The following is a 21,446-nucleotide window of genomic DNA, read 5'->3' on the forward strand; positions in this document are numbered from 1 at the left end:
ACGACATCGTTTAGCGCTACCATTGCACTGATGACGCAGCAGAATTTTGGCCAAGACTCTAGCCACGAAAGCCCCGCCGAGGGCGCAGGTGAAGTATTCACCGAGGACGCTCAGGCACCGCTGGATTCCCCCGAACAAGCCGCCGATGTGAAGACAGCGAGCCGCCCAGTGTGGACGGCCGTCCTAGTTATGACGGCGATCGCCGGCGTGGTCAGCTTGTTCGCTCTGCTCGGCATCTTGGTCGACTACTTCTTAGGTCTTGGCTTTGGCCGTTACTTCACTGCGGTTGGTTTATGGGGCCTGCCTACCGCTTTCGCTGGCGTCATGATCCTGATTGTGTGGGGTGCCGTTGAACGCTCCCGCGCGAACCGCCGCGTTGCGCACTCACATCCTGAAGAATAACGATGCGCTAGCGCCCTAGCATCGGCCGCGCTTCACTCCTTGCAGCATTCCTAACGCGGTCACTTCTTCATCCAGCAAGCATCTGGCTGGCGTCCTGCTACCGTTCAGCAAACATCCAGCTTCCGGCGCCATAATAAGCCCATGAAACCCAACGCATCTGAAGCTAAGTTGCTCGTTGTTGATGACGAGCCAAACATTCGTGAGCTCCTTGCTACCTCATTGCGTTTCGCTGGTTTTGACGTGGTTGCGGCGGGCACCGGCCAGGAGGCTCTCGCCGCGGTAGAGCGCGAGGAACCTGACCTTGCGGTCATGGACGTCATGTTGCCTGACCTTGATGGCTTCGAGGTGACGCGTCGCCTACGTGAAACAGGCCGGCACTTCCCTGTCGTGTTTTTGACGGCGCGTGATGACACGAGCGATAAAGTCACGGGGCTCACGGTCGGTGGTGACGACTACGTGACCAAACCGTTCTCGCTGGATGAGGTAGTTGCCCGCATCCGTGCCGTGTTGCGCCGTACCCAGCCTGAGATGGAGAACGAGATCCTAAGGGTGGCTGATCTTGAGCTTGATGATGACGCGCACGAGGTTCGCCGCCGTGGCGAGACCATCGACCTCTCCCCTACCGAGTTCAAGCTGTTGCGTTATCTCATGATGAACCCGAACCGTGTGCTTTCGAAAGCCCAGATTCTGGATCACGTATGGGAGTACGACTTCAACGGTGACGCCTCGATCGTCGAATCCTATATTTCATATCTACGCCGCAAGGTGGATGCTCCGCATGATTGGGAGCCACTGATTCACACCAAGCGGGGTGTCGGCTATTTGTTGCGCACCCCTGAAAAGCGATAGGTTCTACCTCTTTGCTGGACTGGTTTCGCCGTACTCTTCGCCGCATTTCGCTTCGGTCTAAGCTCGTTGCGATGATGGCTGGCCTCATGATGGCCGGCATCGCTGTGACGGCGTGGGGCACCGCGCAGACAACCCAAGCGGCGTTGATGGAGCGGGTGGACCGTGACTTAGCAACCAACATAGGTGAGCTGCAGACGGGCCTCGAGGTTGCGTTACGTACAGGTTCGGACCGGGTGACGGGTACTTCACCGAACGCGTTGACGTTCTTTGGTCAGCTGTATGACGAGAACGGCGAGGCTGTTCTGACGAAGGGTGTCGGGACGGTGGATCAGCCAGCGCTCCCCTCGGTCACCGCTGAAGTTGTGCATGAGCATGACCGGCGCCCTTTCACGGTGGCTGGCACCGACCCGACCTCGCGTGGTTGGCGTGTCAAGGCCGTGATGCGTTCGGACCGTCCAGGCACCATGGTGATTGCGTGGCCGTTACGGGATACAGTGCGCACGGTTGAGCAGGCGACGGCCTCAATCTTGGTTGCTGGCACGCTCGCGACCATGGTGATGTCGCTGGTGGGCTACGTCATCACAACGCGGGCCTTCAAGCCGTTGTCCGATGTTGAGCGGACCGCCGCGAAGATCGCTGGCGGTGACTTGTCATTGCGTGTGCCCAAGTACCCGCTGGAGACCGAAGTCGGTAGCCTTTCGGAGTCTTTGAACGTCATGTTGTCCCGGATTGAGTCCGCGTTCAAGGCACAGCAGGTTTCCGAGGAGAAGATGCGGCGCTTCATCCAGGACGCCTCGCACGAGTTACGAACGCCGTTGGTGACGATCCGCGGCTATTCGGAACTGTATCGTCACGGCGGCATCCCTGTTGGTGAGCCGTTGGATCAGGCGATGGGCCGGGTCGAGTCTGAAGCTAAGCGGATGACTCAGTTGGTTGAGGACTTGTTGACGCTGGCTCGCCTGGATGAAGAACGCCCGCTGGAATCGCAGGAAGTAGATTTGCTGATTCTTGCGCACGATGCGGTGGCTGATGCCCGCGTGAGCGCACCTGATCGGACCATCAGTTTGGTAGGGATCGATGGCGAGCCTCCTGTTTCTGCGCCGACGCGCGGTGATGAGGCGAAGCTGCGTCAGGTTTTGGTGAACCTCATGACGAACGCGATGCGGTATACGCCGGAGGGTTCCCCGATTGAGGTTGCAGTGGGTTCCCGTTCGGTGGTTGAGGGGCATGACGTCGTGGTTCTTGCGATCGTGGATCATGGCCCAGGTATTAAGCCGGAGGATGCTCACCGTATTTTTGAGCGGTTCTATCGCGGTGATGAGTCCCGGGACCGTGAGACCGGAGGCACCGGTTTGGGTCTGGCGATTGTTGCGGCGATCGCTAAGCAGCACGACGGCAGCGTCGTGATCACTGATACCCCCGGTGGTGGGGCCACACTCGAGTTGCGCTTGCCGAGGATTGAGCTTTCAGAGATGGAAGACAGCTACGACGACAGCGATGACGACACTGACGACGACAGCGGCAACCTGGGTGACACCGGCAACCTGGGTGACAGCGACCGACCGGATGACAGCGGCAACGACGCCGTGCCTGGGGTTTCTGGTCGCTTGATGCCGCCACCTCCCCCAGAGAGTTAGAAGCTTCGGAACAGTAGTGTGAGGGTTGCAGCGGGGTGAGGGTTGCAGAAGCGCCAACTGCGCCGTCCCGTTATTCACAGGGGCTCAGACTCCCGTACTTGTCCACATCTTTTGGTGATGCGACCGAGTCGAGTCGGTGTTTTCATAACGTGGTGACCAGGGCCAAGAACGGACCTGAATCAACACCATTCCGATTTGTGGAGGTTTTCACCATGGCAATGTTCGCAACCGATACTGGACTCATGCGGCAGAAGTCGGCAGCTGTTTTGGCTACCGCGGAACGTGTACGTGCTGAGGTCGATAGCATGCGTGCTTCGCTCACTGAACTGCAGGGCACGTGGAGCGGTTCGGCGTCCGCTAACTTTCAAAACATCGTTGCGCAGTGGCGGGCCACCCAGGCCCGCGTTGAAGAGTCACTGTCTCAGATTTCCGTTGCTCTCACGCGTGCGTCTGAACAGTATGACCAGGTTGAGCAGGCGAATATGAGTTTGTTCGCTCAGTAGCCTTGCATCACGCTGAAGGTATCCCGGCCGCGGTGGTGCCGCCAACCTCGGGCGGCGCCCTCTAGGCTGGGGTGCATGACGATTCTGATTGATCCTCCCGTGTGGCCGGCCCACGGAACCCACTTTTCACATGTGGTGTCAGATACGTCTTTGGAGGAGCTTCACGCGTTTGCGCAGCGCGCGGGTCTTCCTCAGCAGGCTTTCGACCATGACCATTACGACGTCCCACTGCGAGTCTATGATTCCCTCATCGCACTGGGCGCGGTCCCAGTCTCAGCTGCTGAGCTGACTAGGAGGTTGCGTGACTCAGGCTTGCGCGTTCCAGCACGTGATCGCATCGAGCGTATTGAAACCCGCCTGGCGAGCGAATTCGAGCGCCTCTTGCCGGGGCAGGCAGGGTTGTGCCGTGGGTTGCTTGAGCGGTGGAAGGAACCGCACCGCCGCTATCACGACCTGCGGCATTTGAATCAGGTGCTCGCCAGCATCAACACGATCGCAACATCTTCCGGTATGGATGATATGCACGGTGGCCGAACCGCCGTGCGTACCGCGCGTTTGGCCGCGTGGTGGCATGACGCGGTCTACGAGGGCAAACCTGGCGAGGACGAACACGCATCAGCCGAATTAGCGGCTCAACAGCTCCAGGGTGTCGTGGAGCATGATGTTGTGCACCGTGTTTATCGCGCGATCCTGGCAACCGCTGATCACGCCGCTTACGCTCGGGAGGCAGTTCAGGGGCGGGGCGAGGTTGATGCAGGAGTGAGCGTGTTGCTGGATGCGGATTTGTCTGTTCTGGCGCGCCCCCACGCCGGTTATCAGCGCTATGTTTTGGATGTCCGCAACGAATACGCGCACGTTCCTGACGAGGATTTCGTTGCGGGACGAACCCGTATTTTGAAGGGAATGCTGGCAACACCGCAGCTCTACATCACGGATTTCGCGGTACAGAACTGGGAAGCTAAAGCAAGGTCTAATATCGCTGGAGAGCTGGCCCGCTTGAACATCCATCATTAGCTAGACCGCTACCGCAACGAGGGCGGATCAGGAGACTTTTCCTTGGTCCGCCCTAAAATTTGCCCCTCATACTATGGCAGACATAGTACGTCACGTGTAGGATCAGATGTGAGACATCAGACACGAGGAACGGAGATGACATGATCAGCGGAGATGTCATCCGCGGCGTGATCGACATTCTTGTTCTCGAATGCGTCTGGGATGAACCTTCATACGGATACGCGATATCCAAGCACATCGAAAACCGGGCAGCCGGGCGCTACAGCATCAAGGAGACCACGCTGTATTCGGCCATGCGCAGGCTAGAGAACGCAGGTTCTCTCGAATCCTTCAAAGGGGCTTCGGAGACCGGCCGCCCCCGCACCTACTACCGAATCACCGACGATGGCCACAGCTTTTACCTGGCACGGTGCCAAGAGTGGCTTGCCACCGTCGAGATGGTCAGTCTTTTCATCAGGAATGAGGAGCTATCATGAACGCAATCCAGAGCTACATCGAAAACATGTTCAATGCACTGCCTGATTCCCGTGAGGTCAGGCGGGCCCGATCCGAACTGCTACAGATGTGCGAAGACCGGTACACAGAACTTCGTAATTCTGGGGCAAGCGACAACGAAGCCGTGGGTAAGGTCATCACGCAGTTCGGCAACCTGGACGAACTCGCTGATGAGCTGGGGATCCGCACCGAATTCGAAACCTCCCGAGAATCTTCGGTACACCTTTCGAAAGTGGACGCTGAGAACTTCTTACGTCAGCGCCGCCGCACCGCTCGCTTCGTCGCGGTAGGGGTCTTCCTCATCCTGCTGGGGTGCGGTTTCATCGCTACGTTCGGCATAGCCAATGATTCACCGCGCGGTGCGTTCTTCACGAATACCGGCCCGTTATCTCCACTGTCTGTCGGTTTGGCTGGCCTGTTCGTTTCCGTGGCGATCGGTGTTGCCCTGTTCTTCGTATCTGGCTCTTCCCGTAATGGAGTCAGTCTCAACGAGTTCGACTCAGTTGATCTTGAACCGAATGTTCTGCTCGCATACGAAAGAGAGAAGAAGCAACGTTCAACGCGCACTAGCTTCTTGATGGGCGCTGGCGTGGCGCTCATCATTCTGGCGGTAGCTGCAATGGCTATTTGCGGCGCGGAAGCCGATGCTTCAACAACCCCTGAACGCTTCCATCAGGTCGGTTTGATGATCCTCTTCCCACTCACTGGTATTGGTGTTGGCTTCCTGACTATCGGCGGGATTGAACGTAGCGCCTATAACCAGTTAACCTCAACGCGCGACTACGCGCCGGAGAAGTTGGAGGCCCGCCGCAAGATCGACCGGATCGCCGGCTCTTACTGGTGCTTTGCCACTTTGGTCTTCCTTGTGTGGGCGTTCGCGTTCGACGCGTGGAGCACGGCTTGGGTGATCTGGCCTATCGCAGGTGTCCTGTTCGGGCTGATCGCCGCGCTCATCTCTTCTAGAGCAGAGGTGAAAGTAGAGCCAAGGTGAAACAGTTGAGGCCCCGAACACGCTTCGTGTTCGGGGCCTCAACTGTGTTCTGTAGGTTGCCCCGTTCTAGGAGCTACCCTGTTCCGCTGGTTCGGGTGAACCGCACGGTTAGTCGGGCATTACATCATGCCCATGCCGCCCATTTGGTCAGCGCCTGGCATCTCTGGAGCCTTCTCAGGGATGTCGGCGACAACGGCTTCGGTGGTGAGGAACAGACCAGCGATGGATGCCGCGTTCTGCAGTGCAGAGCGGGTCACCTTGACTGGGTCGTTCACGCCGTCTTCGAGCAGGTTGACGTACTCGCCGGTTGCGGCGTTGAGGCCGAAGCCTGGCTCGAGACCGCGGACCTTATCAACCACAACGCCTGGCTCCATGCCTGCGTTGATAGCGATCTGCTTGAGTGGTGCCTCGATAGCGACCTTGACGATGTTCGCGCCGGTTGCTTCGTCGCCTTCCAGGTTGAGGCCAGCGAACGCCTTCTCGCCTGCCTGGATCAACGCGACGCCACCGCCTGGGACGATACCCTCGTCGACGGCTGCCTTTGCGTTACGGACGGCGTCTTCGATGCGGTGCTTGCGTTCCTTAAGCTCAACCTCAGTTGCGGCACCTGCCTTGAGAACAGCCACGCCACCTGCGAGCTTCGCGAGGCGCTCCTGGAGCTTCTCGCGGTCGTAGTCGGATTCGGTAGCGTCCAGCTCGGCGCGCAACTGTGCAACGCGGCCGGCGATCTCCTCGGCGGAGCCTGCGCCCTCGACGATCGTGGTTTCGTCCTTGGTGACAACAACCTTGCGGGCGGTACCCAGCATGTCCAGCGTCGTGTTCTCCAGCGAGAGGCCTACTTCTTCGGAAATGACCTGGCCGCCGGTCAGGATCGCGATGTCGGCGAGCATCGCCTTGCGGCGGTCACCGAAACCTGGGGCCTTGACGGCAACGGACTTGAAGGTACCGCGCAGCTTGTTGACAACTAGGGTTGCCAGCGGCTCGCCCTCGACGTCTTCGGCGATGATCAGCAGCGGCTTGCCGGACTGCATGACCTTCTCTAGGACAGGGACGATGTCCTTGACCGCGGAGATCTTCGAGTTGACGATCAAGATGTATGGGTCTTCAAGCACGGTCTCCTGACGCTCGGCATCGGAGACGAAGTATGCAGAGATGAAGCCCTTATCGAAGCGCATACCTTCGGTAAGTTCGAGGTCGAGCCCGAAAGTGTTGGACTCCTCGACGGTGATGACGCCTTCCTTGCCCACCTTGTCGAGGGCTTCAGCGATCAGTTCACCGATCTGCTTATCTCCTGCGGAGATCGATGCGGTTGCTGCGATCTCTTCCTTGGTTTCGATCTCCTTAGCGGAGCCGAGCAGCTGCTCGGTAACCGCGTCAACAGCTTTCTCGATGCCGCGGCGGATAGCGATCGGGTCAGCGCCAGCGGCTACGTTGCGAAGGCCTTCCTTCACGAGAGCCTGGGCGAGGACGGTAGCGGTGGTCGTGCCGTCGCCTGCTACGTCGTCAGTCTTCTTAGCGACTTCCTTGACGAGCTCCGCGCCGATCTTCTCGTATGGGTCTTCGAGTTCGATTTCCTTTGCGATGGAGACGCCGTCGTTGGTGATGGTGGGTGCGCCCCACTTCTTCTCCAGAACAACGTTGCGACCGCGTGGGCCGAGGGTTACCTTGACTGCGTCGGCCAGCTGGTTGAGGCCGGATTCGAGTCCGCGGCGTGCTTCCTCGTCGAATGCAATGGTCTTTGCCATGGATTCAGATGTTCCTTTCCGGAAACGTCTAGTGAAAGCATTTCTGTCCCATCTCAAGGTCGCGCCCGCGACGGTACGGGGCGTAGCGCCCCTCACTTCCTCGAGTGGTCTCGAAACACACAACCACCATTTCTGGCAGTCAGCGCGCTCGAGTGCTAATACCATGTTGGCACTCTGACCACGAGAGTGCAAGATAGATGCGTTTGCGTGCGCCCACAGCGCAATCTAGCGAGGCGTGTAGTCCGCTCCGAGCACCACGGTGATGTCGCTCGGGATGTTCTGGTGCTGATACGTCCCGGAGATCCCCAGGCTCCGAGCGACCTTCGCCGCGACCTGCGCGTCAGCTTCATTCTTGTAGTACACGAGGCTCGTGCTCTCGGGGCGGCTCCACTGCCCAGCAACTCTTGGCTGGAAGCCCTGCTGGGTCAGGTAGTTGGCTGCACCGCGCGCCATCCCGTTACGGTTGGTCGAGTTATAGACCGCCAACGGCACATCACGATCTTCACGAGCCGGCTCGCTACTTTCCTCGTCCTCACTTGGTGATTCGCTGCTCTCCGGCGACTCGCTCGATTCTTCGCTTTCGGCTTCTTCAGAGCTGGAGCCTCCAGAGTCCGCGCTTCCAGATTCAGCGCCGTCGGCACCCGAGCCTTCCGTGTCAGACTCGCTCGGGCTCGGTTCCTCAGATTCCGTATCGCTTGCGCTCGCCTCTTCTGTTGTGGATGGCGAGGCTTGAGGTTGCTCGGTTTGTTTCTCGTCTTTTTTGAAGTCGCCGAATGCTTCGGCGGCCCACGGCCTCACAACGATGTACATCACGAGCCCCACCACCAGCACGAACGCTCCAACGATCAGAAGCGGCCGCAACCGCTTAGTTGGGGACGGGAATTCAACCCAGTTCCTGTGAGCGCCAACCCGTTTGGATGTCTCGGGCACTGAGTCGAATTCGTCGGTGGGGTATCGATTGGCCATGGTTGTCCTATCCCTCCATACTCGTTGCCCGGGTGTTGCCGGCGGCGGCCGTGCGCGCGGCTCGTTGTTGTTGTAGCCGCTCCACCACGTAGGGCGCATAGCGGCGGGCTACTGGCTGGTCGATGAGCCCATTGAGGATCTGGTAGTACTGCGTTGCTGTGAGTCCAAAGTTGGCGCGGATCGCGTCTTCTTTGGCGCCACTATATTTATAGGTCTTCTTCTCAAAGTCGAGGATCCCGCGATGCAGTTCGGGGAGGGTTTCATCCCCCGCTGCGGTCTCCCCCGCTGGAGAGTCTTCTGACTCAAGATTGGGATCGGTCAAGTTGGGTTCGGTCAAGGAGTGCCGGGGTTGAGGTGTTTCAGCCACTGCGCTCCTTTGCTTGGTGTGCTATGCGGCGGCCCGCTTCTGGCCTAGCCTTCTGGCCTACCCCTCGGGCTTGTCCGTCTGGTGTGGCCGTCTAGTTTCGCCGCGGTGCGTGTTTCATTCTAACCGTCGCACATGCCAGCATTGATTCATGAGTGCATTACCGGCTGATGCGTTACCTGCTGTAATCGTCCCGACGAGCGCGGAGGTCTCCGCTGATCCCTCCAGTTGGTTCCCGCGCTGGCGTGAACGGTGGCTGAGCTGGGGTGTCGCACCGGCCTGGTGTGATGTTTTGGCTGGCTTGGGTCCGCAGCTGGGGCGTGTGGGGGACGAGTTGGCTGCCCGCCTTGCCGCGGGCGAGCGTATTCTGCCGGCTCCGCAACATGTGTTCCGTGCTTTGTCTATTCCCCCGGAGGACGTCCGGGTCCTGATTATTGGGCAGGACCCTTACCCGACTGAGGGGCATCCGATCGGCCTAGCTTTCGCGTGTGATGCGTCAGTGCGGCCGCTTCCGCGTAGCTTGGTGAATATTTACCGTGAGCTTGCTGACGATGTGGGGCTCGCCCCGGCCGCGCACGGTGATCTTTCGCGGTGGCTGGCTCAGGGCGTGATGCTGTTGAACTCCTCGCTGACGGTGACTCGTGGCGAGGCTGGCTCTCATTCGCGTTGCGGTTGGCACGAGGTCACGGGCGCGATCGTGTCGGAGCTGGGTCGGCGCGGGGCACGTCGGCAAGGATCTGGTCAGCACGGACCTGGTCGTTACGGATCTGGTCATTACGGATCTGGGCAACAGACGCAGGGGCAATACGGCGCGGGCGCTCCTGTTTGCATACTGTGGGGCCGGCATGCCCAAAGTTTCGAGCCCATGCTTCAGGAGCATCCGGTGATCAAGAGCGCGCACCCTTCGCCGTTGTCGGCCCGTCGCGGCTTTTTCGGTTCGCGTCCTTTTTCACGCGCGAATCAGGCCCTGGTCTCGATGGGGTATGACCCCATCGACTGGACCGTGTAGCGGCGTTAGCGGCGGCGGAAGCGCTGCTTGGTTGCTCGGTTATGTGCGGAGGTGAAGGGGCGTGCTAGGAGGTCACCGAACGCGGCGCCCACGGCGATAGCCATGATGATCGAGAACGAGACGACCATGCCTGCGATCGACGTGGAGATACCTTCTGCTTGTTGAACCATCGCGTACATGGAGCGGAAGATCGCAAGTCCGGGAAGAATGATGATCACTGATGGGACGATCAGGATCAGCGATGGAATGTTAAGCCGTTGAGCTAGTAAGCGTGCAAGCAGGCCCATGACTGTCGCGGCGACCGCAGGGGTTGCGCGTGGCCCCACGTTGAGGGTGTTAGCGAAGATCCAGAACGTCGAGTAGCCGGCGAGCACAACGAGCGCGATGGCGATGAGGTGCCGTGGCGCGACCTGCTGGATGACGGCCCCGCTCAGGACTGCGAAGACCGCGAGTAGCGCGAGCACCCAGAACGGGAGGTTGTTGCCTGCAGGGGGCCGGGCGAGGTCGATTTCGCTGAGGTTGAAGAAGCCCGCAACATAGGCGCCGGCCATGACGCCGGTGATGATCGCCGCGTAGATGATGAGCGCTGAGAACAGTCTGGAGACCGCGGTGAGCGGGAACCCGTAGATCGCATCTTGCACTGCGGAGACGAACCGGCCGGCGGGCAGGATCAGCATGAGCCCACCGGCAACCACCATTTCGGGGTTGTTGATGATCTCATAGTTATAGAGCACGAGCGCGATGATGGTCGCCAGCAGCGTACTTGAGGCGACGTTGAAGAATTCCGGGACTCGCCATTTGATGTTGAGCCTGGTGACGGTCGTGATGAACGCCTGGGTGAAGAACACCGCGGTTGCGGCGCGCCAACCACCGCCGATGAAGACCACGAAGAGGGTCGCAAACGCGAGACTTCCGATGAACGTGACCTTCGCCGAGTACGGGTGCCTGTAGCGGCGGATTGCACGCATGCGCGCTTGGGCCGCTTCCATTTCCACACGGCCTGCGGAGATGTCGGAGACCAGTTGGTGCAGTGCGGCAAGCGACTTGTAGTTGTCGGAGAAGGAACGCACCACCCGCATCACGGAGACCGGCATGCCTTCTGGTGGGGTCCAGTTGAGGTGGATCGACTGGTTCGTGATGTCCATGTCCACGTGCCGCAGCCCGCACGAGGCGGTTACCGCGATGACCGCGGTCTCAACTTCTTGCGCGCCGGAGCCCCACCGCAGCATGAGTTCGGCGATGTCGAGCGCGAACCGCATTGCGCGTCGTACGTTTTCGGCTTCCTTTTCCGCTTCAGCTTGGGGGTCGGTGCGGGCGGCAGCTTGTTCAAAGGGTGAGCCGATGAGCCTGTCAACAATGTTGAACGTGGTTGTTGCTGGCGCTTCACCCTGGATCATGCCGCGCAGCCCGCGCACGAGTGGGGCTGTCACCGCGTGCTGTTCTGGCGAGTGTGGCTTGGTTTTGTGCTTCCGGCCGTGCGGATTCTCGGCTGTTGTTCTTGGGGCATCAGTGTTTGTGCCGTCTGGTTTTGTGCCGTCTGGTTTCCCGCGGCGATGCGGCACACGGAGCCCGCGGGAACCCCGCTTCTTGTGTGGCTGCGAGACACCGTGCGTTTCAAGGGCACCGTGTTGTTGTGAGACACCGCGCTGTTGTGAGACACCGTGCTGTTGTGAAATACCGCGCGGTTGCGGGGCACCTGCCGGCGTGACTGTGCCGAGCGATGTGGTGCCTGTCGGGCTGCCGCTGTCTGTGTTGTTGCCCGTGCCTGTGGCGGGGGTTTGTTCTTCAGAGATTTGGGCGGCTTCAAGCGAACGGAGAATCGAGCCTTGGCGTTGCGCTACGGTCCACACGGAGGTCGCCGATGTGTCGGCGCGGTGGGTTGAGTCGTGGGTAGGGTCCGTTGCCTCTTCACGAGCATCGTTGCCGGTTGCATCGCGGGCTTCTTCGCTGAGGTGTTCGTCGTGCTCTGCTCGGATGCCGCGTATGGACGGCGGTGGCACGGCAGGCAGTGGAATGTTCGGGTCGAAGGTGCTCGGATACTGTCTGGAAGGCCCGTTGCCTGTTTGGTGCGGCCTTGAGGAGGGCATGTTCGAGGAGGGGACGTTCTTGTTGTCGCGGCCGTTTTGGGGTTGGCGTGGGTTCTGACTGTTAGACATGCGGGTGTCTCCCCCTCACCTATTGATGCCGCGGCAGAATAGAGCGAGCCTCATGCGTGTCGCCGTCCCACGGTCTTTTTGATGCGGTCTTATTGTGCACCTGAGTGTTCTTGCTGTGCACATTTTGTTGCATACGTTGCGTATTGCGCCTCTCACCACTTTAGGACGTGGCGCGTACGCACGCATTCCGTGCACGTAAATATCGGGAAAGCCCCGAGTCCGTGAGTGAACTCGGGGCTTGCGCGTGGATCCTACTGGAGTATCCACAGAACCGCGTATTCTCAAGGATCTTTGGGTGACTTTCTCCGCTGTGACAGTTTTGTGGCAGTTCGGATTCTTCTATGACCGTCTGAGGCCCCTGGATCCCGCTGTGTACCTCCACCGCGGGGCGAGCGATTCCACGCCGCCCGTGTGCGCTTTTCGAGGCGGGAAAAAGGCCGGGGAGATATCGCAATGCCGGCGGGAGCGAGTAGCCAGCGACGCGGGAGGGGTGACCCCGTGGAGCGTGTGGTTCGTGCCTGTACGGTCTGCACGGGGCGCGGGTGAGGCGGTTCCGTGTGAGGCACCACAGCGAGCGCTCACCGTGAGGTGTATGGGGGTGCTGTGAGGGGTTGCCCCCGTAGGGGGAGGGTCTGAGGGGTCAGTGGCTCGGTTCTCCGGCCGGGTGTGTAGTTTGTGTAGTCTCTTGCCCATCGTTTCTTAAAAGAGAGAGTTAAGGACTGATAGGCAGCTGCCTACATTAACTACACGCTCGCCCGTCATGCGCCGGGATGTTGCAACAGAAAAGGCCCGGCCTGTGAGGGATGTCCCCAATGAAGCCGGGCCTTTCTAGTCTGTCCCGTGTGGTGTTACGCCGCGTCTTGGTCAGTTATGCGGCCTATGAGCCGGATACGTAGCCAGCGCTGCCCACCTCCTACTCGTTTGCACACAAATTCTTTCTTGATCATCTGGTTCTTGATCTCTCGTTCACTCAGGTACTTATCGCCGGGTTGCAATGATTCGTTGACCGCTCGAGCGAACACACGCGCCGGGGTCGAGTAGCCATCCCCTACCTCGGTAAATTCCTCGATGAACCGCTGTAGTTGATCACTGTCTAGCTCGTATTCGGTGCGTGCCTTTTTCACGCTCTCGGGTTCTTTGAGGCGGTGCTGTTGGTAAGAGTGCCACCCCTGGATGAGCCAGTCTAGGACTGCCTGACGTTCCTTGTCTGTCGATAGTTTCATGGGTAGATCCATATCTTCGCGTCCCTCGAATGATTCGGTGAACTCGATGATGCTTAACCGTGTCCAGATTGTCGGGTCGTTCACGTCGATCACGGGTAGGTCGTTTGTTAGTAGCGTGATCGTGTGTGACGGGGTGAACTCGAAGAAGTCTTTGCCCATGAGCTTGGCCTTGAGCTGGTCGCCGCCGGTGAGCCTTTTCACGAACGCTTGGTCTAGTCGCACGCCGTGAGGGAGCTCGTGGGCTACTGCTAGGCGTAACCCCTTTAGGTCAGCAAGGTTTGAATAGTCCTGTGCCTTCATCTCGTTGGGGCGCGAAGACTGCATGAGAAGACTGTTCTCGGTGCTGCCCGCATAGCTACTTAGTGCGCCGGTGATCGCTTCCATCAGTAGAGACTTAGCGTTACGGCCCCGGCCCACAAGAATAAACAGCTTGTGATCTCGGATGCGCCCGTTCAGGGCTGACCCCATAACTCGTTGGAAGTACTCGCGCGCGTCCTTATCGGGTAGGCACTCGTGAAGTGTCTTTTGGAACACGCTGCCCTCGTAGCTGTTTTCGACGTACCCGGCCCCGGTGATCTTCGTTAGTAGAAGGTCGCGGTCAGGCCCTGTGAGCTGTCCAGTGTCTAGGTTGTAGACGCCGGTCGTGGTGTTCAGAAGCTCCGGTTTGGTGTCGAACTCTGTCGCTGGGGTGTACACCTCGCCGCTTCGTGCAGCTCGCTTGAATACGCCGTCAGCCCCTGCTTCTTGGCTGACCCGGGCTAGGGCTGTCTGCAGTCGTTTATCGCCTCGTCGCAGCGCAAACGCTTCGTCGTAGCTGTACTGCATCACTTGTTGAAGGCATGCCTCGACAGCGACTTTGCCCCGGTCTTGCTCCCACCGCAGCCCAGTCCAGGTCATCCATTCCCATTCTCGGTTGTAACGGATCAACCGCGGGTTAGCACGATGAGCCTTTTGGCCATCAGAACATCTTTCTCCAGGTCTTCATCTTCCCAATCAGATGGCGGGATGAGGGGAAGCCTTACGGTTATGAGGAAGTTATCTTCTGTGTTGATGGCAGGCCTAATTACGGCCACGCTTGTTGCTGGTTCTTCAGAGGCCCATGCTTCGATGGTGCCCGAAGATGCTGAAACAATGGTGCTACTGGAACAGTTGGAGACTTCAGCAGATCCATACGCTGCACTGGATGAAATGAGCGAGTCTGACCAGGAAACGCTGTTGCAGGAATTCGAAGAGATGGATGCGGAACAGGTCGCCGAGATCTTTGCGCCCAATGGGGAAATTTCGGTTTCTTCTGCCGCTAGCGTTGGCATCCGTAGCGTTGCAAGCCCAGCATACAGCGATATTGTTTGGTCCTTCTTCGAAAAGGCTGCTTGCGTAATCCATGTAGATCTCGTGTCGTGTAACAAAGCGGCCAAGGACGCGAACAAGGCCACAGCATCGGCAAAAAGCTTTTCCCTAAATCACTGCATAATGGCAAGGGAGATGCCTACCGTCACTGTTACTGGAATGCCTTGATGACCATCAGCATCGGTGAGAATGGTGCCATGAAGATTGCTTCAAATCACGAAGCGGTTCGTAACGGACCGGCGCGTGAAAAGAAGATGGACCTAGCCAACAACAAGACTGGTCGATCGGTAGGCAAGGCACAAAAAACAGCTTCAAAGAGCAGTGCTAAGTGCAAGTCTTTGGCCAACCAGAACAAGCTGGTTACCCTCAAAAATCATTGAATGCGAGCATGAAAACTACTAAACGACTGTCTTTGAAAATTATCCCTGTGACTGCTCTGGCCGTGCTGATGGCTGGTTGCGCTACGCAAGGTTCATACGAGGAAACGCTGATTTCTGAGGCGAAGCCTGGTAAAACTGTGATGCTTCCGCAGCAGGATTCGCCCATGGAATCTTGGGAACGTGTTGCAGTGGTGTGCCCGTATTCCTCGGCTTCTGCAGATCTGCCTGCCCCTATGAAAAACGTGGTGGATCAGTTGGATGCTGACTCCGGGGACCAGCGACAGTGGTTGGTCTTTGGACAAGGAAATGATGCCCAGCCGGTTGAGTTGAGCCGTTCGAAGGTTGATTTCTGCTCCGGAAAGACAGACTATGTGAAGGCGTTCCCGGCCGATCAGCAATGGTCGGTACAGGAAGGCCCTGAAGGAACCATGGAGTTGTCTCCTACTAATTCGCAGGGATCTTCCTCATAGGGGTCTTCTTGTTGGTTTGAAAAGGCTGCCAGTGAGCAATAGCTCTTTGGCAGCCTTTTCGTGGCTTAAGGGGAGTAGCCGAGGTTACGTATGGCTTGGTTTTGTATATATGTGATTACTTCTACGCGTTGCCGGGGGGAAGGCGGCGCCTATGAGAGGAACTTTTCCACGTTCTCGTAGTAGTCCTGTGAGAGCTTCACATCTTGGCCATAGGACTTTTGGGAGAAGTGCACGAGTTCGAGCAGTCCTGCAGGAATGCCCGGGCCGGTAACGATGGCACGGCCTCTAGGCAGTGCGCCGAGGTCGGAGACTTCCAGGATAGATTCTCGCTGCATCGAGCTGGATACGATACGCCCTCAGCTCTCCGCGGGCGATGAGCCGCCTAATCGTGCGAAGGCTGACGTTGAGCCTCTCAGCCGCCTGTTCGGCGCTCAGCTGTTCGGTGAGTTTGTTTTGCTGTTTGGTGGTGATCACTTTGCCACCCCCTGCAGTATGCCGACGAGCGCGTCGGCCTGTTCAGGGGTCACTGTCGCACCGTTAGCGGCCTCGCGTGTGATGAGGGCATGGAATCTTAGCGGCGGTGAGTGTCTGCCGTGCTAGGGCACGTTCTGGGGTTCTTTCGCCGTGGATCCTGCAGGTAGATGCGTAGATAGAACGCGCGTGTTCAGGTGTTAAAAACAACATGAGAGCGGTGACTGCTCTTGTGCCCCGCCCCCGCGGTGCTGAACCTGCCGTTTGATGGAGATGAAGTACTGTGTGCCGTTTCGTCCCTGTGTGGTGTAGAAGTCGCTGCGACGTAGCTCGAGCACTTCGCCCATGCGTAGCCCCGCCCATGCGGCGATGTAGACGGCGAAGCGGACGTGAGGCTTCATCTCTGCGGCGATTCCTGCGACCTGCTCAGGTGTGGCGATGCGTACCCGGTTAGGATCCTTCACGGGGGTGCGGCGTTTCATCTCCAGCCCCTTCGAACGGCGAGCGCTCGATCACTCGATCGAAGTCATACGGTAGACCGCGGGCCTTGCCGATCGCGTAGTTGAACATCGTGCGCACCATGCTGAAAACATCGTGGCTGACTCCGTCCCCTTTGTCTTCGTGCAGTCTGTCGTACCAGTCCATGATGATCTTCGGGGTGACCTCTACGACTGGCATTGATCCGAGCACGGGGCGGGCGTGGACTCTGTACTTGGATTCTCTGGAGTAGATCGTGCTGACGGTCAGTCCTCGAGAGTGTTCGTATTCCTCGAAGTCTCGGTAAAGGTCATCCACCGTGTACCTGTTGCGGGCGGCCTCTCGTTCGGTGGCTTCTGCTGCAGCTCGCTCAGCCGCTTTTCTTTCTCTTGGTGTGGTGAACGTTCCCTGCGCTATGTCTGCCCGTGCGATAGCCAGCGCCGCCTTCGCGTGTGTCAGTGTCGTGTAGACGCCTAGGCTGACCGATTCGCCCTATGCACTATTCGGACGCGGTACTTCCCGCGGTGCTCTGCAATGCCTCGCGGCAGCTTCTTCTTCGTGGTCATCACGCCCCGCTCGGTCCAGGTGTGGCAGTTTTGTGGCAGTCTGTGGCAGTTTTCCTGTCACTTAGTGTCACTATGTGAGTATATGCCGGCGACGTGAAAACCCGGATTTTCCGCGTGATTACAAGGAAAAGCCCCGAGTTCGTGAGTGAACTCGGGGCTTTTAAGTGGATCCTACTGGACTCGAACCAGCGACCTCTCGCGTGTGAAGCGAACGCTCTAACCAGCTGAGCTAAGGATCCTAGACGATATTCCTTTACGGTAATATCCTCGAGCCCCCTGCCGGATTCGAACCGGCGACCTACTGTTTACAAGACAGTTGCTCTGGCCAGCTGAGCTAAGGAGGCTTACCGTGCCCGTGCGTTCAGGCACGATAACCAATCTTACGACATTCGCCGGATAAACACACACTCGCTTGTCACGTGTAGGTGTCTACTTGGCGTCATCGATTTTGGTCTGGAGCCAGTTCTCGAAGCTCGGTTCTTGTTCGCCGTCCCACCGTTCGCCGTTCACAAAGACGCTTGGGGTTCCACGCACACCATCTTCACGTGCCTGGTGGTCGGCGTTTGCGATCCATGGGCGGAAGCGGCCTTCGGTGACGCAGCTGTCAATCTTGCCTTCAACGCCGTGCTTCTTGGCAAGATCGATGAGTTCCTGGTTCTTCAGCTCGCCCTGGTTCATGTGTGTCTCGAACACGTCGTTGAGAACAGCGTTGTATGCGTCCGGCTTAGCGTCAGCCACACACGCGAGCATGTTGACGGCACGCGAGGAGAAGTTGCTTGGTGAGCCGCGGTCCAGGTACGGGACCATGCGTTGTTCCAACGTGATCTCGCCTGCTTCAAGCTTCTGGTTCAACAGCGGGCCAAAAGCCCTCTCGAATTCGAAGCAGTGCGGGCACGCAGGGTCAGCGTAAACGATCACCTGGACCGGTTTAGCGTTCGCGTCAGCGCCACTAATGTTCACGTCCTCTGCAGGAGCAGGCGGATCCCCTTCCGGGCGTTTGACTGTGCCGCTGAGGTTGAATTCTTTCGCTTCGTTCGGGCTCGTGAAAACCACACCGCCGTATTCGTTACCGGTCTTAGGGTACGAGCTTTCTGAATGCTGCTCTTCGTCCTGGTTCTTGAGGGCGATGATGATCACCACGGCTACCGCGACAACGATCAGCACGGTAGCGGCAATAGCGGCCTTGATGAGGTTAGCGCGGCGGCGCTGCGCCTTCTGCGTTGCGATGCGCTGCTGCTCCGCCTGTTCACGGGCGGCCTGAACACGGTCCTGATTATTCGAGGAACGCGGTGGATTCTTTGCCATGCTCAGTAACGTCCTTATTGAATCGGTTTTGTGTATTGCCTACACGGCACTCAATTCAAACATTATACGTGCCCGGGCTTAGCCCAAGCTCAATGTAGCGTTTCAACGAGTGAGCGGCCCGCTAGTAGGCCCGAGAACACCGCACCACCCAGGAACGTGCCTTCGAGCGCTCGATAACCGTGCACGCCTCCACCGCCGAAGCCAGCGGCTTCGCCAGCCGCCCAAAGCCCCGGCAAGACCTCGCCGTCGCTTCCGATAACCCGTGATGCCAGGTCTGTCTGCAGGCCGCCTAGCGATTTGCGTGTGAGGATGTGAAGCCGCACCGCAACAAGCGGCCCCGCCGCTGGGTCGAGGAGCTTGTGCGGCTTGGTGGTGCGGATCATCCGGTCGCCGCGGAAAGCCCGGGAGTTGTGGATCCCCTGGATTTGGGCGTCTTTCGAGAACGGGTTGTCGATCTGCAGGTCGCGTGCCTGAATCTGCGCCCGCAGCTCATCGCCGTCGATGAGCTCTTCCCCGACCAACTGATTCATTTGCGGCACGAGCTTCTCTAGGGTTTCGGCGGTCAAGAAGTCCTGGCCTTGGCGTTGGAAGCGCCGCACCGGTCCGGAGATTCCGGAAGACAAGCGTGAGGCGAGCACTCTGGCCATCTTCCCCGATGTGATGTCCGGGTTTTGTTCGGAGCCGGAGAGCGCGAATTCTTTCGCGAGGATCCGTTCGTTGACGATGAACCACGAATGCTCATAGTCCTTAATATCTTCCGTTGTGCGCAGGTACTTGAGGGTCTCGAGGGTGTCATATCCGGGCAGGTTAGGGTGCGGGAGCCTTCTGCCGCGCGCATCGAACCACAGCGGCGTTGGGCCCGGCAGGATCCGGATACCGTGGTGCGGCCACACCGGATCATAGTTGATGATCCCCTCCGTGTAGTGCCACATGCGGTCTTTATTGACCCATCGTGCACCCGCGGCTTCTGCTGCGATCAGGCCTGATCCGTCGACGTAGTCCGGAACCCCGCAGATCATGTTCCGTGGCGCAGACCCGAGGCGTTCGGGCCAGTTGGCACGTACCAGTTCGGTGTTGGCTCCGATACCGCCGGTCGCCATCACGACGGCAGGCGCGGTGATTGTGAACCCTCCAGTGCGCGTACGAGTCGAGCTACGTCCGCGGTCTCGTGCCGAGTTCTCGAGAACTTCGCCTTCTACTCCGACGACGCGCCCGCTATCAGTCACAAGCCCGGTAACGCGGTGGCGGAAGTGGAACCGGAGTTTGCCGTCTTTCTCTGCTTGCAGCGCGAAGTTGATGAATGGCTTCACGATGCCGGTACCTGTCCCCCAAGGGACATGGAAGCGCGGCACGGAGTTTCCGTGCCCGTCCGCTGATGTTCCGCCGCGTTCAGCCCAACCGACAACCGGCGTGAACTTGATGCCGTGTTCAGCCAGGTATGAGGCTTTCTCCCCTGCAGCGAATTCGACGTATTCATAGGCCCACCGTTTCGCCCACCGGTCTTGGGCAAGCCCATCCGAGTCATCGAGTCGGTCGAAGCCGGCGGTTCCGCTCCAGTCTGAGTGCGCGAGCTCGGCCGAGTCCTTGACGCCTAGGCGGCGCTGTTGTGGTGTATCGATCAGGAACATTCCGCCGAACGACCAGAACGCCTGGCCCCCGAGGTTCTGTCGGTTCTCTTGATCCAGAACAGCTACTGAGAGTCCGCCCCGAATCGCTTCTCTTGCAGCGACGAGTCCCGCCAGCCCAGCACCTACAACAATGACGTCTGCGTCCATGAATACTGCTCTCGTTGAATCCTTCGTTGTTACGGGGATGGTTTCAGTAACAGTATCTGAGATTGAGCGGCCCGACTAGGCATAACCGCTCAATAGAGGGTTAACGGCCAGCAGAACGTTAAGGCGGTAACCCTCAATAGAGCTCGGTATAGCCGGTTAAACAGTTGAGGCCTGGAGCTTTTGCTCCAGGCCAGAACCTCTGCGTCGGGGTGACAGGATTTGAACCTGCGACCTCGTCGTCCCGAACGACGCGCGCTACCAAGCTGCGCCACACCCCGGTGACGAGACCTTCACACCTTACATCAAGGCTTCTCAGGAACATAATCGAGATTTCACGTATAACGTCACACGTCCTGAGTTGTCAGCATGCAGTCATTCTAAGTACGTTGAGCTCGCTCCCGGTTGCCCATGAAGGTTGAATAGCTTTGGAGTACATCCCGCCAGATGCTGCTCGTGATCCGGTGGCTTGCCCGGGGCGCTTCTGCACGGATGTCGACGCGTGTTGATTGGGCTCCGTGTGGCGTAAATGTGAAGGTTGCGATGTGGTGTGGGAACGCTTCGTTTTCGAGCAGGATGCTGATCTTTAGCGGTGGTTCGCTTCCGTGGTTGTGTCCCCATAGGTGGACGTTGCCTTGCTCGTCGATTTCAAAGAGGCTGTTTTCGTCCCAGATAAGTTGGGCTTCCGGGTCAGTGCTCAAGCGTTGGTTGCGGGGCCACCAGAGGTCTGTGTAGTCGACGAGGCCTTCGCACGCGTTCAGGATGTCTACGGGAACGATCGCTTCGACGCGTACCAGCGTGCTTGGCTGTTGCTTGGCTGTTGCGCGTCGGTTTCAGGTTTGTCTTGTGGTGCGTGGCTGAACAGCGGCATGTCAGTCATGGATTCAGTCTATAGAGCCGGCTTCCGTAGGGATGCTACCGGGGTCTGATGACGTGAGGCTTGAGATAGCACTGTCGTAGTGCGGCCTAACACGGCGCTGTTCACTTGTGGCACTCAGCAGCTACCCGTGCTTCTTCTGTTATCCCTGGTTTTGTGGTTTAAATGGGTGTTGGTCCCGATGCTGCGACCGAACCCCCTGTGTGTGGGGGTTGGGAGCTTCGGGACCAACATCCTTTCTATAGTGTGTTCGGCGGTGTCCTACTCTCCCACAACCTCCCGGTTGCAGTACCATCGGCGCTGTGGGGCTTAGCTTCCGGGTTCGGGATGGGACCGGGCGTTTCCCCCACGCTATAACCGCCGTAACTCTCTCACCCATCAACCCGTACCGGGTTGCGGGAAATCTGTGTGTTACGTGTACGAGTGT

The 21,446-nt window shown here is 58.7% G+C and carries 23 protein-coding genes, 3 tRNA genes and 1 rRNA gene; 11 read left to right on the top strand and 16 right to left on the bottom strand.

Annotation, left to right across the window (positions count from 1 at the left end; all coding sequences use genetic code 11):
• The first annotated feature begins 30 nt into the window (after positions 1-30).
• The 7 genes from HMPREF3175_RS00555 to HMPREF3175_RS00585 all read left to right on the top strand — a co-directional run bounded on the left by HMPREF3175_RS00555 (position 31) and on the right by HMPREF3175_RS00585 (position 5,891).
• Positions 31-402 (top strand): hypothetical protein, encoded by a 372-nt coding sequence (locus HMPREF3175_RS00555; RefSeq protein ID WP_035754862.1) that lies wholly within the window; start codon positions 31-33, stop codon positions 400-402.
• 141 nt (positions 403-543) lie between these two features.
• Entirely contained in the window at positions 544-1,251 is a 708-nt protein-coding gene (locus HMPREF3175_RS00560) for a response regulator transcription factor (protein WP_035754860.1), read from the top strand.
• 11 nt (positions 1,252-1,262) lie between these two features.
• On the top strand, positions 1,263-2,888 hold the full coding sequence (locus tag HMPREF3175_RS00565) for a sensor histidine kinase (RefSeq protein WP_338110373.1): 1,626 nt from the start codon (positions 1,263-1,265) through the stop codon (positions 2,886-2,888).
• Between the two features lie 212 nt (positions 2,889-3,100).
• Complete coding sequence (locus HMPREF3175_RS00570) at positions 3,101-3,391, top strand: WXG100 family type VII secretion target (protein ID WP_070490148.1); 291 nt, start codon at positions 3,101-3,103, stop codon at positions 3,389-3,391.
• A 75-nt stretch (positions 3,392-3,466) separates the two neighbouring features.
• Positions 3,467-4,405, top strand: coding sequence for a DUF4031 domain-containing protein (locus tag HMPREF3175_RS00575; RefSeq protein ID WP_070490106.1), 939 nt, complete (start codon positions 3,467-3,469; stop codon positions 4,403-4,405).
• A gap of 140 nt (positions 4,406-4,545) precedes the next feature.
• Positions 4,546-4,881 (top strand): PadR family transcriptional regulator, encoded by a 336-nt coding sequence (locus tag HMPREF3175_RS00580; RefSeq protein ID WP_070490108.1) that lies wholly within the window; start codon positions 4,546-4,548, stop codon positions 4,879-4,881.
• Entirely contained in the window at positions 4,878-5,891 is a 1,014-nt protein-coding gene (locus HMPREF3175_RS00585; RefSeq protein ID WP_070490110.1) for a permease prefix domain 1-containing protein, read from the top strand. Before HMPREF3175_RS00580 ends, HMPREF3175_RS00585 begins: the two co-directional genes overlap by 4 nt.
• Positions 5,892-6,010: 119 nt before the next feature.
• Here HMPREF3175_RS00585 and groL read toward each other — a convergent pair whose 3' ends face one another.
• From groL to HMPREF3175_RS00600, 3 genes are all read right to left on the bottom strand, one after another.
• A complete protein-coding gene (gene groL, locus HMPREF3175_RS00590) occupies positions 6,011-7,636 on the bottom strand; it encodes a chaperonin GroEL (RefSeq protein WP_035754847.1) in 1,626 nt (541 codons plus the stop codon).
• 225 nt (positions 7,637-7,861) lie between these two features.
• Complete coding sequence (locus HMPREF3175_RS00595; protein ID WP_070490114.1) at positions 7,862-8,602, bottom strand: LytR C-terminal domain-containing protein; 741 nt, start codon at positions 8,600-8,602, stop codon at positions 7,862-7,864.
• Positions 8,603-8,609: 7 nt separating this feature from the next.
• Positions 8,610-8,969: a DUF3263 domain-containing protein gene (locus HMPREF3175_RS00600; protein WP_052048267.1), complete on the bottom strand. Its 360-nt coding sequence runs from the start codon at positions 8,967-8,969 to the stop codon at positions 8,610-8,612.
• Positions 8,970-9,117: 148 nt separating this feature from the next.
• Between HMPREF3175_RS00600 and HMPREF3175_RS00605 the strand changes: the two genes are divergently transcribed.
• On the top strand, positions 9,118-9,975 hold the full coding sequence (locus HMPREF3175_RS00605; protein ID WP_083285504.1) for a uracil-DNA glycosylase: 858 nt from the start codon (positions 9,118-9,120) through the stop codon (positions 9,973-9,975).
• Between the two features lie 5 nt (positions 9,976-9,980).
• Here HMPREF3175_RS00605 and HMPREF3175_RS00610 read toward each other — a convergent pair whose 3' ends face one another.
• Together HMPREF3175_RS00610 and HMPREF3175_RS00615 are read right to left on the bottom strand one after the other, a co-directional pair.
• Positions 9,981-12,131 (bottom strand): threonine/serine exporter family protein, encoded by a 2,151-nt coding sequence (locus HMPREF3175_RS00610; RefSeq protein WP_083289321.1) that lies wholly within the window; start codon positions 12,129-12,131, stop codon positions 9,981-9,983.
• Between the two features lie 848 nt (positions 12,132-12,979).
• Positions 12,980-14,281 carry a DNA primase family protein gene (locus HMPREF3175_RS00615; protein WP_256174104.1) on the bottom strand — a complete coding sequence of 434 codons (1,302 nt, stop codon included), beginning with the start codon at positions 14,279-14,281 and terminating at the stop codon, positions 12,980-12,982.
• A 99-nt stretch (positions 14,282-14,380) separates the two neighbouring features.
• On the opposite strand from HMPREF3175_RS00615, the gene HMPREF3175_RS00620 reads away from it, so the two are divergent.
• The 3 genes from HMPREF3175_RS00620 to HMPREF3175_RS00630 are packed head-to-tail and all read left to right on the top strand — an operon-like array spanning position 14,381 to position 15,551.
• The gene (locus HMPREF3175_RS00620; protein WP_141742423.1) at positions 14,381-14,869 is read left to right on the top strand and encodes a hypothetical protein; all 489 of its coding nucleotides are present in this window, start codon (positions 14,381-14,383) and stop codon (positions 14,867-14,869) included.
• Positions 14,818-15,081, top strand: a complete 264-nt coding sequence (locus HMPREF3175_RS00625) for a DUF6973 domain-containing protein (RefSeq protein ID WP_370977510.1) — start codon at positions 14,818-14,820, stop codon at positions 15,079-15,081. The genes HMPREF3175_RS00620 and HMPREF3175_RS00625 overlap by 52 nt, the downstream gene beginning before the upstream one ends.
• An 8-nt stretch (positions 15,082-15,089) precedes the next feature.
• Entirely contained in the window at positions 15,090-15,551 is a 462-nt protein-coding gene (locus tag HMPREF3175_RS00630; protein ID WP_141742424.1) for a hypothetical protein, read from the top strand.
• 149 nt (positions 15,552-15,700) lie between these two features.
• Here the strand turns inward: HMPREF3175_RS00630 and HMPREF3175_RS10070 are convergent, their stop codons facing one another.
• From HMPREF3175_RS10070 to rrf, 11 genes are all read right to left on the bottom strand, one after another.
• Positions 15,701-15,886, bottom strand: a complete 186-nt coding sequence (locus HMPREF3175_RS10070) for a hypothetical protein (protein ID WP_035754835.1) — start codon at positions 15,884-15,886, stop codon at positions 15,701-15,703.
• Complete coding sequence (locus HMPREF3175_RS10585; RefSeq protein WP_083289322.1) at positions 15,837-16,025, bottom strand: excisionase family DNA-binding protein; 189 nt, start codon at positions 16,023-16,025, stop codon at positions 15,837-15,839. Before HMPREF3175_RS10585 ends, HMPREF3175_RS10070 begins: the two co-directional genes overlap by 50 nt.
• 197 nt (positions 16,026-16,222) lie before the next feature.
• Entirely contained in the window at positions 16,223-16,486 is a 264-nt protein-coding gene (locus HMPREF3175_RS00640; protein ID WP_035754833.1) for a site-specific integrase, read from the bottom strand.
• Positions 16,473-16,817, bottom strand: coding sequence for a tyrosine-type recombinase/integrase (locus tag HMPREF3175_RS09785; RefSeq protein ID WP_176744715.1), 345 nt, complete (start codon positions 16,815-16,817; stop codon positions 16,473-16,475). Before HMPREF3175_RS09785 ends, HMPREF3175_RS00640 begins: the two co-directional genes overlap by 14 nt.
• 413 nt (positions 16,818-17,230) lie before the next feature.
• A tRNA-Val gene (locus HMPREF3175_RS00650) sits at positions 17,231-17,304 on the bottom strand.
• A 31-nt stretch (positions 17,305-17,335) separates the two neighbouring features.
• Positions 17,336-17,409, bottom strand: a tRNA-Thr gene (locus HMPREF3175_RS00655).
• An 85-nt stretch (positions 17,410-17,494) separates the two neighbouring features.
• On the bottom strand, positions 17,495-18,370 hold the full coding sequence (locus HMPREF3175_RS00660) for a DsbA family protein (protein WP_035754828.1): 876 nt from the start codon (positions 18,368-18,370) through the stop codon (positions 17,495-17,497).
• Between the two features lie 89 nt (positions 18,371-18,459).
• On the bottom strand, positions 18,460-20,145 hold the full coding sequence (locus tag HMPREF3175_RS00665) for an FAD-binding dehydrogenase (RefSeq protein ID WP_070490122.1): 1,686 nt from the start codon (positions 20,143-20,145) through the stop codon (positions 18,460-18,462).
• Between the two features lie 204 nt (positions 20,146-20,349).
• A tRNA-Pro gene (locus HMPREF3175_RS00670) sits at positions 20,350-20,423 on the bottom strand.
• Between the two features lie 99 nt (positions 20,424-20,522).
• Positions 20,523-20,843, bottom strand: coding sequence for an SRPBCC family protein (locus HMPREF3175_RS10075; RefSeq protein ID WP_141742425.1), 321 nt, complete (start codon positions 20,841-20,843; stop codon positions 20,523-20,525).
• Between the two features lie 424 nt (positions 20,844-21,267).
• Positions 21,268-21,384, bottom strand: a 5S ribosomal RNA gene (gene rrf, locus HMPREF3175_RS00680).
• Positions 21,385-21,446: the final 62 nt, after the last annotated feature.

This window comes from Arthrobacter sp. HMSC08H08 (assembly GCF_001807575.1).
In the GTDB taxonomy this organism is placed as follows: domain Bacteria; phylum Actinomycetota; class Actinomycetes; order Actinomycetales; family Micrococcaceae; genus Pseudoglutamicibacter; species Pseudoglutamicibacter albus.

Coding starts and splice junctions, on each gene's coding strand:
- HMPREF3175_RS00620 (WP_141742423.1), top strand. CDS start 14,381: ATGAGGAAGTTATCTTCTGTGTTGATGGCAGGCCTAATTACGGCCACG.
- HMPREF3175_RS10070 (WP_035754835.1), bottom strand. CDS start 15,886: ATGCAGCGAGAATCTATCCTGGAAGTCTCCGACCTCGGCGCACTGCCT.
- HMPREF3175_RS00595 (WP_070490114.1), bottom strand. CDS start 8,602: ATGGCCAATCGATACCCCACCGACGAATTCGACTCAGTGCCCGAGACA.
- HMPREF3175_RS00605 (WP_083285504.1), top strand. CDS start 9,118: ATGAGTGCATTACCGGCTGATGCGTTACCTGCTGTAATCGTCCCGACG.
- HMPREF3175_RS00630 (WP_141742424.1), top strand. CDS start 15,090: ATGAAAACTACTAAACGACTGTCTTTGAAAATTATCCCTGTGACTGCT.
- HMPREF3175_RS00555 (WP_035754862.1), top strand. CDS start 31: ATGACGCAGCAGAATTTTGGCCAAGACTCTAGCCACGAAAGCCCCGCC.
- HMPREF3175_RS00665 (WP_070490122.1), bottom strand. CDS start 20,145: ATGGACGCAGACGTCATTGTTGTAGGTGCTGGGCTGGCGGGACTCGTC.
- HMPREF3175_RS00610 (WP_083289321.1), bottom strand. CDS start 12,131: ATGTCTAACAGTCAGAACCCACGCCAACCCCAAAACGGCCGCGACAAC.
- HMPREF3175_RS00660 (WP_035754828.1), bottom strand. CDS start 18,370: ATGGCAAAGAATCCACCGCGTTCCTCGAATAATCAGGACCGTGTTCAG.
- HMPREF3175_RS00570 (WP_070490148.1), top strand. CDS start 3,101: ATGGCAATGTTCGCAACCGATACTGGACTCATGCGGCAGAAGTCGGCA.
- HMPREF3175_RS00580 (WP_070490108.1), top strand. CDS start 4,546: ATGATCAGCGGAGATGTCATCCGCGGCGTGATCGACATTCTTGTTCTC.
- HMPREF3175_RS00585 (WP_070490110.1), top strand. CDS start 4,878: ATGAACGCAATCCAGAGCTACATCGAAAACATGTTCAATGCACTGCCT.
- HMPREF3175_RS00560 (WP_035754860.1), top strand. CDS start 544: ATGAAACCCAACGCATCTGAAGCTAAGTTGCTCGTTGTTGATGACGAG.
- groL (WP_035754847.1), bottom strand. CDS start 7,636: ATGGCAAAGACCATTGCATTCGACGAGGAAGCACGCCGCGGACTCGAA.
- HMPREF3175_RS00575 (WP_070490106.1), top strand. CDS start 3,467: ATGACGATTCTGATTGATCCTCCCGTGTGGCCGGCCCACGGAACCCAC.